The organism is Candidatus Solincola tengchongensis, from assembly GCF_015711935.1.
Lineage (GTDB): Bacteria > Actinomycetota > Geothermincolia > Geothermincolales > RBG-13-55-18 > Solincola_A > Solincola_A tengchongensis.
In genome coordinates this window covers 1-13,222 of sequence record NZ_JACVJJ010000102.1, presented here as the reverse complement: position 1 = coordinate 13,222, position 13,222 = coordinate 1, and the positions used below count along the sequence as shown (strand labels likewise).

10 protein-coding genes are annotated in these 13,222 nt (G+C 65.9%); 3 read left to right on the top strand and 7 right to left on the bottom strand.

The window, feature by feature from the left end:
* Positions 1-281: 281 nt before the first annotated feature.
* Positions 282-1,586, top strand: coding sequence for a nucleotide sugar dehydrogenase (locus H7007_RS09895; protein ID WP_287155078.1), 1,305 nt, complete (start codon positions 282-284; stop codon positions 1,584-1,586).
* Between the two features lie 392 nt (positions 1,587-1,978).
* Here the strand turns inward: H7007_RS09895 and H7007_RS09890 are convergent, their stop codons facing one another.
* Together H7007_RS09890 and H7007_RS09885 are read right to left on the bottom strand one after the other, a co-directional pair.
* Positions 1,979-3,568 carry an alpha,alpha-trehalose-phosphate synthase (UDP-forming) gene (locus H7007_RS09890; RefSeq protein ID WP_287155103.1) on the bottom strand — a complete coding sequence of 530 codons (1,590 nt, stop codon included), beginning with the start codon at positions 3,566-3,568 and terminating at the stop codon, positions 1,979-1,981.
* 188 nt (positions 3,569-3,756) lie between these two features.
* Positions 3,757-4,272, bottom strand: coding sequence for a nitroreductase family protein (locus H7007_RS09885; protein WP_287155076.1), 516 nt, complete (start codon positions 4,270-4,272; stop codon positions 3,757-3,759).
* A 476-nt stretch (positions 4,273-4,748) separates the two neighbouring features.
* Between H7007_RS09885 and H7007_RS09880 the strand changes: the two genes are divergently transcribed.
* Positions 4,749-5,993, top strand: a complete 1,245-nt coding sequence (locus H7007_RS09880) for a glycosyltransferase (RefSeq protein ID WP_287155074.1) — start codon at positions 4,749-4,751, stop codon at positions 5,991-5,993.
* 341 nt (positions 5,994-6,334) lie between these two features.
* Positions 6,335-7,051, top strand: a complete 717-nt coding sequence (locus H7007_RS09875) for an ABC transporter ATP-binding protein (RefSeq protein ID WP_303646192.1) — start codon at positions 6,335-6,337, stop codon at positions 7,049-7,051.
* Between the two features lie 25 nt (positions 7,052-7,076).
* On the opposite strand, the gene otsB is transcribed toward H7007_RS09875, so the two are convergent.
* The 5 genes from otsB to H7007_RS09850 all read right to left on the bottom strand — a co-directional run bounded on the left by otsB (position 7,077) and on the right by H7007_RS09850 (position 12,865).
* Positions 7,077-7,847, bottom strand: coding sequence for a trehalose-phosphatase (gene otsB, locus H7007_RS09870; RefSeq protein WP_287155072.1), 771 nt, complete (start codon positions 7,845-7,847; stop codon positions 7,077-7,079).
* A gap of 255 nt (positions 7,848-8,102) precedes the next feature.
* The gene (locus H7007_RS09865; RefSeq protein WP_287155071.1) at positions 8,103-8,885 is read right to left on the bottom strand and encodes a tyrosine-protein phosphatase; all 783 of its coding nucleotides are present in this window, start codon (positions 8,883-8,885) and stop codon (positions 8,103-8,105) included.
* Positions 8,886-8,892: 7 nt separating this feature from the next.
* Entirely contained in the window at positions 8,893-9,843 is a 951-nt protein-coding gene (locus H7007_RS09860) for an NAD-dependent epimerase/dehydratase family protein (RefSeq protein WP_287155070.1), read from the bottom strand.
* 216 nt (positions 9,844-10,059) lie between these two features.
* The gene (locus H7007_RS09855; protein ID WP_287155069.1) at positions 10,060-10,827 is read right to left on the bottom strand and encodes a zinc ribbon domain-containing protein; all 768 of its coding nucleotides are present in this window, start codon (positions 10,825-10,827) and stop codon (positions 10,060-10,062) included.
* A gap of 562 nt (positions 10,828-11,389) precedes the next feature.
* On the bottom strand, positions 11,390-12,865 hold the full coding sequence (locus tag H7007_RS09850; protein WP_287155068.1) for a L,D-transpeptidase family protein: 1,476 nt from the start codon (positions 12,863-12,865) through the stop codon (positions 11,390-11,392).
* Positions 12,866-13,222 lie beyond the last annotated feature (357 nt).

Genomic DNA, 13,222 nt, shown 5'->3' with positions numbered 1-13,222 from the left:
CGGATGGGGCAGGGCGCGCGGCGGCGGGAGGAAACTTCGGGATGGAAGCGTCGGGTTCGCCGGGAGGCTCTTTCCGTTTGCCTCGCTGGAAGAAAATGGGTCATGCCCACTTCGGGTGTTTGTGTCTCACGGACAGGGAGGAGGCGGTAAAGGGCCCGGGACTCCAGGCGGCCTTGCGGTAGGCGGCGCGCGGCGGTTAAGCTTTCACCGGGCGGCATATTCATAGCTTCGGGACGGCAGGTAGAGAACGGCTTGGAGGCCGACACAGGACGGAGGTTCTCATGGGGATTCTCGAATCCATCGTAGGCCGCTGGGCACGCGTGGGGGTGATCGGCCTGGGATATGTGGGCCTTCCCCTGGCCATGGAGGCGGCGGCCGCCGGCTACAAAGTACTTGGGCTGGAGAAGGAGGGGGAGAGGAGGGCGCGGATCGCGGAGGGCCAGGCGCCCTGCGAGGGCACGGACGGGGAGCGCCTGCGCCTCCTCTTGGAGGAGGGTAGGCTGGAGGTCAGCGGCGACCCGGAGGGGCTGCGGGACTGTGAGGTGCTGTGCATCTGCGTGCCCACCCCGCTGAGCAGGACGCGGGACCCCGACCTGCGGTATGTGGAGGAGGCTTCCCGGATGGCGGGCGAGGCGGTGCGGGACGGGAAACGGCCCAAGCTGGTGGTGCTGGAGTCCACCTCCTACCCGGGCACCAGCCGCCAGGTGGTCCTCCCCATCCTCGAGGGGATGGGCCAGCGGGCCTGCTCGGATTTCCACCTCGCCTTCTCCCCGGAGAGGGTGGACCCGGGAAACGCCCGCTGGAGGCTGGACAATACCCCCAAGTTGCTGGGAGGCCTCAGCGATTGCTGCGCCGACCTGGCGGAGAGGTTCTACGGCTCCTTCGTGGGGAGGACGGTAAGGGTGAGCTCCCTGGAGGTGGCGGAGATGGCCAAGCTCCTGGAGAACATCTTTCGCGGCGTGAACATAGCCCTGGTGAACGAGCTCTGGATGCTCTGCGACCGCATGGGGCTGGACGTGTGGGAGGTCATCGAGGCCGCCTCCACCAAGCCCTTCGGTTTCATGCCCTTCTGGCCCGGGCCCGGGCTGGGCGGGCACTGCATTCCCGTCGATCCCTTCTACCTCTCCTGGAAGGCCAGGGAGTACGATTTCCAGACCGAATTCATCGAGCTGGCCGGCAAGGTCAACGTGAACATGCCTTATTTCGTGGCCGGACTTGTGGCCAGGGCCCTCAACGGCGCAGGCATGACGGTGAGCGGCTCGCGGATCCTGGTCCTGGGAGTGGCCTACAAACCCGACGTCTCCGACACGCGGGAGACCCCGGCGGCCAAGCTCATATCCCTGCTACGACGCGACGGAGCCGAGGTCGTATATCACGACCCCCATGTGCCGGAGTTCGCGGTGGGCGGCGAGGTCCTGAGGAGCGTCGAGCTCACCCCGGAGACGCTGCGCTCCTGCCACTGCGCGGTGATCGTCACCGACCACAGCGGCGTGGACTACGCGCTGGTCGCGGGGAGCGGGATACCGGTGGTGGACACCAGGAACGCCCTGCGCAAGCGCCTGAAGCCGGCAGAGGGCAAGACATGACCGGCCCTGTGGCCAGGGGGGTCACGCCCCTCGGGGGAAGCACGACGAAGGCAGCCGACTCGGCATCACGGTCCAGGAGGGAGGGGCCAAAAGGAGGGGAGGAAGCGGGAAGGGGAAGGGAGCAAGGCGCAGGGCGCAGGGCGCAAGGAGTAAGGGGGTAAGGAACGGGGAACGGGGAAGGAGGGACAGGGAACGGGAACTGGGAACAGGGAGCAGCCATTAAGAGGGCAAGCAACAGAGAACATAGAACCGGGAATAAAGAACCAAGGGGACAAGAAAACAAGCGACAAGCTAAACGGGACAGGATAAAGGGACAAGAGGCAAGAGGCAACGGACTGGGGGAAAGGAACAAGAAAAAGCGCAAGTCATTTTCAGCGCGGCGGTCGCCGGGCTCAGGTCAGCCTCTCGTAGGAGGGCAGGGCGGGAAAATCCTCGGGCCGTCGGCGCGCCTCCTCACGGAGCCTCTCCACGTAGCGCAGCGCGCGCATCTGCTGCACGAACCATTTGAAGGAGGTGTTGGCCCGCACCGCCTCCCGGGCCGCTTTGGCCATGGCCTTCCTCTTCCTTTCCCCGAGTTCCAGGGCATTGCGGATGGTGCGGGCGGTCTCCGCCACGTCCAGGGGGTTCACGGGAAGCACACTCCCCCTCAGCTCGTGGTAGGCACCGGCGCCCACGGAGAGGATGATCACCCCATCGCGGACGTTGAGCACCGCCCCTTCCTTGGAGACCAGGTTCATCCCGTCGATGACTGGGTTGACCAGCAGGACGTCGAATTCACGCAGGGCGGCCACCGACCGCGGGTAGTTGTCCTCTATCTCCAGGTACACCGGATCCCATTCCAGGGTGCCGAATTCCCGGTTTATGGAATGGGAGAGCTCCTCAATCTCCCTCTTGAGGTCCCGGTAAAGGGGCAGGTCCAGACGTGAGGGGTAAAGGAGGTTGGCGAAGATCACTCTCTCGCGCCACTGGGGGTTCTGGCGGAGGAAGAGTTCGTAGGCCTGCAGCCCGCGCAGGATGTTCTTGGAGGGTTCCACCCGGTCCACGCGCACCAGCAGTTTGCGGTCCCCGGCCAGGGAACGCAGGCGCTCCCGGTGGTGGAGGACGTCGGGCCTCCCGGCGGTCTTTTCCAGGGCCTCGTGGTCGATGGAGATCGGGTAATGGCGCACGAGGGTCTCCCGCTCGCCGAGGCGCACCGTCCTCCTCTTGAGGTCCACCGAGGCCCGCACCGCCTCCGCCTCGCGGCAGCATTGCAGGAAGTTGTTGACGTAGTGGTGGGTGTGGAACCCGAGGACGTCGTTGGCCAACATCCCCTGCAGGAGCTCCCTACGCATGGGCTGGGGCAGGAAGCGGAGATAATCGGGCTGGACCCAGGGACAATGGGTGAAATGGTGGATGAGGACATCCGGCTCCCTCCTCCTTATGTACGCCGCGCAGAGGAAGAGGTGATAGTCCTGGAGGAAGATAAGGGGCTTTTTGTCCGTGGACCGTATCTCCCTGATTATCTCCTCGGCGAAGAGCCGGTTGACCCTCCGGTATCCGTTCTTCCAGGCCTCGTAGACCGTTTCGTCGATGGAGGGGCGGCGGGTGATGTCGAAGAGGTAATGCTGCAGGGGCCAGAGGAGGGAATTGCTGATCACGTTGTAGTACTGATGGAAGTCCTCGCGGTCGGGGACCACGAACCTCACCCAGTACTGCGGCCTTTCGGGGGGCATGTGCAGCCGTCTCCCGGTAGCGCCGCCGGCCACCAGGGCGTCCTCCCGCGTGCGGGCCGCCGAGATCCACACCGCCTCGGTGGCGGTGAGCGCGGTGGACATGGCGGTCACCACGCCGCCGGCGCCCCGGTAAGGCCGTATGCTTCCGTCGGGGTCGCGGCGGAACTCCACCGGCCCCCGGTTGGAGGCCACGATGACGTACTTATCCCTCAGGTACTGCCGGACCTGGCGCGGCGTGACCGTCTCCAGGTCCAGCTCGTCCCATTCCATGGCCACCTCACTCTTTTGATTATAACCTTCCTGCGTCCTTCCGGGGCAGGTTACCATTTTATGGAAACATGGCCTTTTCCCTTTATAAGACGGTCTTTCGCCGTGGACCGTCCCTTGCAGGTTCTTCAGGGCGCAGCGCACCCCACGGGTTCATCAACGGTACCCTATAGGAGGTACAGGGTCCGCCCTCACCACCTCTCATAGCGCACCATCTCCTCCAGGGGCTTGCGCCCCCTGGCCTCCGGGTAGACGGCCGGGTACCCGAGAGGGGTCATGGCCACGATGCGGATGTTCTCCGGGACGCCCAGGATGGAGCGCACGCGGTCCTCGTCGAACCATCCTATCCAGCAGGTCCCCAGTCCCTGGTTGCAGGCCTCCAAGCACAGGTGCTCGAGGCTGATGCCTATGTCCACCAGGTAGTAGTGCTGGTCCTTGACCTTTCCGGACCTCTCCGGGTCGGCGCAGGCCACGATGAGCACCGGGGCCGTGGCCACCGCCCTCTGTGCCGGGTTCTTCTCCAGGGTAGCGGCTATGGCTTCCCGGGTCGACGGGTCGCGTACCACGATGTAGGTCCAACACTGCATGTTGGCCCACGAGGGCGCCAGGCGGGCGGCCTCCAGGACAGCCTGCAGCTTCTCCTCCTCCACCGGGCGGTCGCCGTACCTGCGGATGCTCCTCCTCTCCTCGAAGACCCTCATCACCATGTCCCTTCTCCTCCCTTTCCCATCCTTTCCCGTCCAGGCGGACAAAGAGCATCAGCTATGAATCTACCATACAAAGGGCAGCAAGACCGGCCATGAGAGGCGGTTCTGCCGTCCTCAACTGCCCAAAAAGGCCGTGAGCGCCAGCTATGAATCTACCATATGAAGGGTTCGGGCAACGGGATATTCTTAAAGACCGGCCGTCTCCCTTACCCGTGAGGCACGTCGGCCGCTCGCCCCGACGTCTTTCCCGGCCGGGAGGCCCGGAGGGTGGCGGAGGCTTGCGCGGCCCGAGGACCTCTGCGCTGGCGCGGGGAGTATTCCGCCACGGGTGGTATACAATTACACTTGTTTTGCGAAGGACGGTCGTTTTCCGGAGGACGGTCCTCGGGAGGCAAGTAGACCTCCGTGATCGGCCCGCGGGGTGGGCGACGCGGCGGTCCCGCGGGCCGGGTTGGAGGACACGAGAGGAGGAGGAGATGCTGCCCAGGGTTCCGGTGCAACCCCGGCATATCGAGCAATACCGGGGCATCGCCGACCAGGAGGTGCTGGACGAGATCCGGACCCTGGCCCGCTCCTTGAAGGGGGCGCGGGTGGTACACGTCAACAGCACCGCTCACGGTGGAGGGGTGGCGGAGATGCTCTACACCCTGGTCCCCCTGATGGAGAGCGTGGGCCTGGAGGCGGAATGGAGGCTGATCCAGGGAGACCCCGATTTCTTCACTATTACCAAATTATTCCATAACGCTCTTCAGGGCATGGATATCCCGATCACCGACGAGATGAAGATGAAATATCTGGAGGTCAACGAGGAGAACGCCTCCCGGTTCGAGGGGGAATACGATTTCGTCATCGTGCATGACCCCCAGCCCTGCGCCATGATCGCCGCCCTGGAGGGAACCGTCTACCGCAAGGCCAAATGGATATGGAGGTGCCATATCGACTCCACATACGCCAGGGAGGACGCTTGGGAATTCCTCAAGAACTACATCGACCGCTACGACGCCGCCGTCTTCACCATGAAGGACTACGTGAAGTCCCCGCTGGCCGTGCCCCACATGGCCTTCATCATGCCCTCCATCGACCCCCTCAGCGCCAAGAACATCATCCCGGAGAAGAGGGTGCAGTCGGACATCGCGCGGCGCTACGGGGTGGACGAGAATCGGCCCATCATGCTCCAGGTCTCCCGCTTCGACCCCTGGAAGGACCCCCTCGGGCTCGTGGACTGCTACCGCGAGGTCAAGAGAAAGCATCCCGACGTGCAGCTCGTCTACCTGGCCTCCATGGCCGACGACGACCCGGAGGGATGGCATTACTATCAGAAGACCTACGAGTACAGCGCCGGCGACCCGGACATATTCCTCCTCTCCAACCAGCAGGGGGTGGGGAACGTGGAGGTCAGCGCCTTCCAGGCCATGGCCACCGTGGTGCTCCAGAAATCGCTGCGGGAGGGCTTCGGGCTCACGGTCACCGAGGCCATGTGGAAGCGCAAGCCGGTGGTGGCCGGCCGCGTGGGGGGCATACTCCTCCAGGTGGAGGACGGTGTGAACGGCTTCCTGGTGGACCGCATAGAGGAGGCTGCGGAGAAGGTGTGCCTGCTCCTGGAGAGCCCGGATACGGCTCGGCGCATGGGCGATGCCGGACACGAGAAGGTGAGGCGCAATTTCCTGTGCACCCGGAACCTCCTGGACTACCTGAGGCTCTTCCGCCGCCTGATCTCCTGAAAGTGGCTCGCGCCGGATGGCCGCGGGGCGACGTACACCGGGGACCGGGGGAGAGGTGAGGAATGGCCGGCGGGCCGGAAGGGGGCGAGGACCGCGGGTCGATATGGTCGATATATTAGATGATAAGGGGATATATTGTTGGGGAACGGGGAAAAGGGGAACGGGCCGAGAGGGGCTCGGTATGAGGAGGGCACCGCGCGAGACGACCGGTGTGGGCCCTTAGGGGGGCAGGAACTGGGCGGGGGAGAGGGAAGAGGAGGGGTGAAGAGAGGGTGTGGCCGGTGAACAGCGAGATTGGCGATGCCCGGGAGGCCAGAAAGGGAGCGGCGTTGCACCCGGAGATGAACGGCAGGGAGATCATAGTCTTCGAGAAGGTGAACAAGGTCTATCCCCTGGGGGAGACGGAGGTCAAAGCCCTCCAGGACGTGGACCTGGTCATCCGGGAGGGGGAGTTCGTGGTCATCCTGGGCCCCAGCGGCTCCGGCAAGACCACCCTCCTCAACCTCATCGGGGGGATGGACACGGTGAGCAGCGGTCGCCTGGTGGTCAACGGGCAGGACATATCCGGGCTGGACGTGAAGAGCCTGACCGACTATCGCCGGACGCAGATCGGTTTCATCTTCCAGTTCTTCAACCTCATACCCACTCTGACCGCACTGGAGAACGTGGAGTTCGCCCTGGAGCTGATCTCGGACAACACCAGGGACAAGGCGAAGCAGGCCCTGGAGATGGTAGGGCTGGGAGGCCGCCTGAACCACTTCCCCAGCCAGCTCTCGGGCGGGGAGCAGCAGAGGGTGGCCATCGCCAGGGCCATGGTCAAGGACCCGCCCATCCTCCTCTGCGACGAGCCTACCGGGGAGCTGGATTACGAGACCGGCAAGCACGTGCTGCGCGTGATGCAGGAGATAAACCGGGAGAAGGGGCAGACCATCATCCTGGTGACGCACAACTCGGCCATCGCGGAGATGTCCCACCGCACCATCCGCCTGCACAGCGGGCGCGTGGCGGAGATAATCGAGACGGAGAACCCCAAGGACGCCATGGAGCTGACCTGGTGACCCGGCGGCTCCGGTCGGAGCAGGCTCAGTCCACGGCCAGGCGGGAGAGCAGTTCCAGGAGGCCCTCGGGCCCCCGTACGGAGAGGTCGGCCACCGCCTCCAGTTCCACCGGGGTCTCGCCGGAGAGAACGGCCACGGCAACACCCTCGAAGCCTCCCTCGCGCATCAGGTAGCGCAGGCCCCGGAAACCGTCCACGTCCGTCAGGTCGTCCCCGGCGAAGAGGCCGCGGCGCAGCTTCCAGCCCCGGGAGAGGCGGATGATCACCGTGCCCTTGTCGATCTCCACCGGCGGGCGGATCTCCACCGACTTGCGCCCCCGCTTCAACCCCAGCCCCAACCTGAGGGCCAGGCTCTCCCCCAGGTGCACCACCTGCTCCTCCGAGTGGGGGGCTTCCCGGAAATGCAAGGTGAGAGAGGCCATCTTGTCTTCCAGGATCACTCCGGGCAGCCCGGGCAGGATCTCACGTATCTCCGCGCGGGCCCGGTCCAGGGCGGGAAGGTAAGGGAGCACCTCGGGGTCCAGTCGCGGTTCGTCCCCCTCCAGCCACTCCATGCCGTGGACCCCTACGTAGTGTATATGAGGCAGCCCCACCAGGGAGGCCACGTCGGCGACGCGCCTGCCGGAGAGGACGCACAGGGGGTAGTGCCTCGCCAGCCTGGGGAGGAGGTCCGCCGCCCGCGGATGCAGGACGGCCCCGCGAGGGGAGGGGGCGATGTCGCTGATGGTGCCGTCGAAGTCCAGGAAGATCCCGCTGTGGCGGGGGTCGTTGCGAAACTCGGTCACCCAATCGTTCATCACTGGCTTCCTCTCCTTCGCCCGCGCGCCCACCGGGAGGCGGATATGCCCGGTGGCCCTCTCCGGGAGGACCCTCCCCTACGCCCCCCTCCGCTGGGGCTTACCGCCGGCTCGAGCTCGGCGCCTCTCGTCCCGGACGGGCATTTTTCCCCCTGATGTTATACGCGGCGGAGGGGTATGGCAACGTCCGCCGGTGTGGAGAAGGAAGATCCGCGTCTCAAGCCGCGCTCCGTTTCCCCCCGGCGCCCGGATGGCTCACCGCCGCCGGGAACGGCGCCGGGAGGCGTCCCCTGTGGGGAGAGCGGACAGGTCCTCCCCCGCCAGCACGGCGCGGGGATTCTCCTTGAGGAGCAGGTCCGCCGCCTTCACTCCCAGCAGTTCCCCGGCCCTCTTCCAGGCTCCGGAGAGGTCGGGATGCCTCTCCTCCGGGCGGTGGGCGTCGGAGGCCACCAGCCTGGCCAGGCCCTCGCGCAGGAGCGCGGCCGATAGGCGGCGGGCGACGCGCCCGTAAGCACCGGTGAGGGACCCCGAGTTCACTTGCAGCTCCACCCCCCTGTCCGCCAGCTCACGCAGGAGTGCCGGGTCGTCCGCCAGGCGGCGGTTGCGTTCCGGATGGGCCAGGATGGGGGTGCAGCCGCAGAGCTGGATCCGGAAGATGGTCTCCTCCATGCCCACGGGAAGGTCCATGAGGGGGAGGTCGACGAGGATATACCTGCCGTTTCCGGCCAGGGTGAGCCTCCTCACCGCCGTTTCCTCCCCGGTGAGGCGGTAGAGCCCGGCGTTGAGCCGTATCTCCGCGCCGGGGAGGAGTTCCAGGCCCAATCCCACAAATTCCAGTTTTTTCCTGTACTGCTCGACGATCGGAGGGACGTGTTCCCACGGCGCAGGCTTCTCCTCCAGGTCCCAGTGGGGGGTGGCCACCATGACCGTGGTGCCCCCTTCCAGGGCTACCCGGGCCATGGCCAGGAACTCGGCTTCGTCGGCGGCCCCGTCGTCCAGGCCGGGGAGGATGTGGGAGTGGAGGTCGGTGAAGGACAAGGCCCGCCTACCTCCGGAGATTGAGGCGGTACCACTCCACGGTGCGGGCCAACCCCTCGGAGAGGGAGGTGCGCGGTCTCCATCCCAGGAGGTCGCGGGCCTTCTCCGCCTGGAGGGCGATGCGGGAGAGCTCTCCCTGGCGGGGGGGCGCGTATTCCGGTTCCCCGTCAAAGCCCAGGATGTCCGCCAGCATGCGGTAAAGCTGGTTGACCGAGGTCTCCACCCCGGTCCCCAGGTTGATGAACTCCCCGTCTCCCCTGGTGAGCGCCGCCAGATAGGCGTCCACCACGTCATCTACGAAGACGAAGTCCCGTGTCTGTTCGCCGTCGCCGTAGATGACCGGCGTTTCCCCGGAGAGCATGCGGCCGATGAAGATGGCCACCACGCCCGCCTCCCCGAAGGGGTTCTGTCGCGGCCCGTAGACGTTGGCCGGGGCCAGGGTGCAGAAGGAGAGGCCGTGGGCGCGCTGGTAGTAGCGGAGGTATTCCTCGGCTACGCTCTTGCTCACCCCGTAGGGAGAATCGGGGCGCCGGGGCGCCTCCTCGGAGACGGGCAGGGATTCAGGCTCCCCGTAGACGCAGCCCCCGGAACTGGTGTTGATGAAGCGCCTCACCCCGTTCTCCACCGCCATCTGGAGGACGTTGATGGTCCCCAGCACGTTGACCTCCGCGTCCATGACCGGGTCCTTCACCGAGACCCTCACGTCCGGCTGGGCGGCGAGGTGGATGACCACCTCCTGCTCGCGGTTTCGGAAGGCCGCCAGAAGGGAGTCGTCGCGGATGTCGGTATGGAAGAAGGAGAAGCGGTTTTCCCGCGCCGCATCCTTGACGTTGTACAGGTTCTCGAACTTCCCGGTGGAGAGGTTGTCCACCACGGTGACCGTGTGCCCCTCCCGGAGGAGGGCGTCCACCAGGTTGGACCCTATAAAGCCGGCCCCTCCCGTGACCAGAATGCGCACCGGGTTCACCTCCTCATGGAATATATTACCGTGTCTGGGCCTCGTTCCCTTCCTCCCCCCTCACCGGACCTCCCCCCAACCGGACGGGACGGCGACTCACATCCCCATGCTACCGCGGGAGCGCATGGGCGGCCTCGCCCAGCCCCCACCTCTGCTCCGTGCGTTGCCCTGCCGCGGCCTGCCGAGGCTCACGTTTCGCGTACCCTCCCGGCGGCCTCACTGCTGCGCTTCTGCCTCCTCGGACACGGAATCGATGACCGACCAGAAGAGAGGGCGCACGGATCGGTATTCCTCGCTCGGCGCGCGGCCCTCGAAGCGGAAACAGTAGTTCCCGCCCACCGTATAGCAGAGGATGAAGGACGTGTCCTCCCCCATGAGGTTGGCCTCGAACTCCAGGTAGAAGGAGGGCATGCCCCCGGCCCGCGTGTAGGTGAAGAGGTCTCCCTCCGAGTCCTGCAGGTTACCCCCCAGGGAACGCACCTGTTCGCCCGCTTCCCCCTCCAGGTACTCGCGGATACCCTCCAGGCCTCCCACGGTGACCACGGGGTCCAGAACCAGGACCTTTATTTCCATGAATTTCCGGGAGGTGAGGCCCACGCGGATGGAGGCCAGCTCCTCACCGGAGGGAAATCCCTGTTCCAGGGTCCAGCCGTTGGGGTATGAGAAACCAAAGCCCAGCTCGGGGTCGTAGAAACGGGAGGCGCTCTCCTCCGGCTCCTCCACCGTCTCCCCCGCTTGCCGGTTTCCGCCCACCGCCCGGTAGACCAGGAACACGGCCCCGGCGAGGACGGCGAGGGCGGCGGAAAGGAGGAGGAAGACGGCCAGGTAGAACCAGGGGCTGCGGTGCTTGGGGAGGGTGATATCCTCCTCCGGCGCCTGGCGCAGGAAGCTTTCCACCAGGCTTTCCTGAGAAAGCGGAGAGCCGCAAAGCCCGCAGAACTTGGCCCTGTCCGGCTGGTAAGTCCCACATTCGGGGCAGATCAATCCTCGTACCTCCGTCCGTTACTTCCCTGCATCCTTCCGTCCTGCCGCCCGGCGGCTCGTGCCCGCCCGCGGCATTCCCTCTTCCCGCCATGGCCTCTGCGCGCGGGACTCGCCTTTCCGTGGGGCTTCGCGCCCCACGATCCCTCACGAGTACCATCCATGACCCGGTACCCGCCGTGACCTCCCGGCGGTAGCCTCTCGGCCTTCCCCTCCCGAGGGGTGGTACCGCCGGGGTTTCCTCCCCGGCCCATAAATACTTCTCTTCACGCCGTCACTTCGCCTTCGTCCCCGCGGGGCGGGGAGCGGCGGCGGGCATCGCCTTGCGCCGGTAGCCGGAAGGCCATCCCGCTTCCCGGTCCATATCACATAAGCATACAAGATCACATAAGCATACAGGGCGCGGCCCGGAGATGTCCCCGGTGGTTTAAGACGCCCTTTCTACCGTTTTTCGACCCTCTGAAGCGCCCGTCAAAAGGAGACCGTACCTCAGAGGCGGGTACGCCGCCCGGAGATGGCCCTCGCCGTCCGGGCCCGAACAGGAGGGGCGGAACGTGCCCGGGCCTCAGCGAGGGTAGTTGAAATAGGTGGAACGCTCCACGAGTATGGGTCCACCGGCGGCCACCACCACGGAGAACTCCGTTCCTTCCATACCGGGGACCTGGTTCGCTTTTAGGGTACCCCTGCTGCGCGGACCGAGGTTGACGGTCTCCCGGATGACCGAGCCGTCCGGCCTGAGGAAGGAGACCTCGGCGGAAACGGGATCGTCACCGGGGTTCTGGAAGAGCAGGTAGGTGTCGAAGAAAGGCGAGGTGTAGCCCTCCGCCAGGTAATGCCGGGAGGAGGGGAGCACCCTTCCCGTTTCGGCGTGGCCCCCGGGGCACTCCGGGTACCCGAAGTACATGGCCCTTTCCGCCACCACGGGGAGGCTGGAGGTCACCCGAGCCGAGACCTCGGTGTTCTCCAGGCCGGGGATGGAGTCCACCCCCACCGTGAGGCGGCTGTGGGGCGCGGCCTGGTACTCCCGCCGCTCCACCCTCCCGTCGGGGAGCATGAAGTCCAGGTCCACCCGGGCGGCCTCCTCCCCGGGGTTGAGGACCAGGATGTACTCGTCAAACCCCGCCCCGGTGAACCCCTCGGCGAAGTACCACTGCGTGGAGGGACGGTCGACGCTGGCCGCCGTGTGGCCGCCCCTGATGGGGGGGAGGGGCGGCTGGAAGCGGCCGGGGATTATGGAGAGCGGAGTCCCGTCCGGGGCCCAGTAATAGGGGATGTGCGCCAGGCGGGGATCCAGCCTCACACAGCCGTGGGAGGCCGGGCGCCCCAGGCCGGAATAGTCGCCCTGCACCCCGTCGTAAACGGGCCAGGCATGGAGGGCGTAATCCTGGTAGAAACCCATCCAGTAATAGCAGACCGTCCCCGGGTATTTGGGGATGGGATGGGTATAGTCGTGGTAGAGGATGCGGAAGTTCCCTGTAGGGGTGGGGTTTGCGGCGGTCCCCGAGGAGACCAGGAAGACGTAGACCACGCGGCCGTTCTCCAGGCAGTAGAGCTTCTGCTCGGCCAGGGAGACGACCATGGATTTCTGGACGGTCACCGCCGCCTGGAAGACCTGTGCCTCCGGGACCGCGGAGAGGAGCGGCGTTGGCTCGCTCTCCCTCCCCTGCCGGTCGACAGCCGTCACCCGGTAATAATAGGTGACCCCGTCGGTGAGGCCCGTGTCCACGAAGCCCAGGTAGTTGGCGAAGGCGTCCGTGGACCTCTCTCCTACCAGCCGGAAGGGGCCGTCAGGACTCTCCGAGCGGTATACGCGGTAAGATGATATACCCGGTGAAGGGCTCTCCGACCAGCCCAGGTCCACCTTCTGGCCCCCGTCGTCGGGACGGTCACGGGCCCAGGCCTCGCGGGGCGGCAGCGGCCGGTCGCCCGCTAGGGCGGGCCGCAGCGGAGCCAGGAGCAGGGCCCCGAGGAGGAGCGCGGTGAAAAGGGCTTTGGTGAGCGGAGAGAATCCGAAGCCTCCCTTCCTCCCGATCCGGATCACCGTGGCATCCCTTCCCTTGCCGCCTCGCTTTATGGTCTGAGGGCCTTCCCCTCTCTTTCGCACACCTTCTGCTCGCCTCCGGGGACGGTATGGGTAGATGCATAACCTCCCCGGCCACCGCCTCATCACCCGCGGTCCCTGCCCTAGATTATCCCGTCCTCCCGGCCTCGCCCCGACCCCGGGGATGTTCCGGCCTAACCGGCCTAATTATCCTTCCTGCCGCACATGGGGGCAAGGACCTGGATTAGGATGTTGCTGTCTACAAAAAGTAGGCACCCCATCCCGACAAAACCTCAACACGCTATCCTCTCATGTCCCGCAAGCGCCTTGAGGACGTCCTTCACCCAGGGGTCTCCG

What these genes read in the sequence shown, in the direction of transcription:
- otsB (WP_287155072.1), bottom strand. Translation starts at nt 7,847, where the DNA reads ATGAACGATTGGGTGACCGAGTTTCGCAACGACCCCCGCCACAGCGGG.
- H7007_RS09885 (WP_287155076.1), bottom strand. Translation starts at nt 4,272, where the DNA reads ATGGTGATGAGGGTCTTCGAGGAGAGGAGGAGCATCCGCAGGTACGGC.
- H7007_RS09890 (WP_287155103.1), bottom strand. Translation starts at nt 3,568, where the DNA reads ATGGAATGGGACGAGCTGGACCTGGAGACGGTCACGCCGCGCCAGGTC.
- H7007_RS09880 (WP_287155074.1), top strand. Translation starts at nt 4,749, where the DNA reads ATGCTGCCCAGGGTTCCGGTGCAACCCCGGCATATCGAGCAATACCGG.
- H7007_RS09895 (WP_287155078.1), top strand. Translation starts at nt 282, where the DNA reads ATGGGGATTCTCGAATCCATCGTAGGCCGCTGGGCACGCGTGGGGGTG.
- H7007_RS09875 (WP_303646192.1), top strand. Translation starts at nt 6,335, where the DNA reads ATGAACGGCAGGGAGATCATAGTCTTCGAGAAGGTGAACAAGGTCTAT.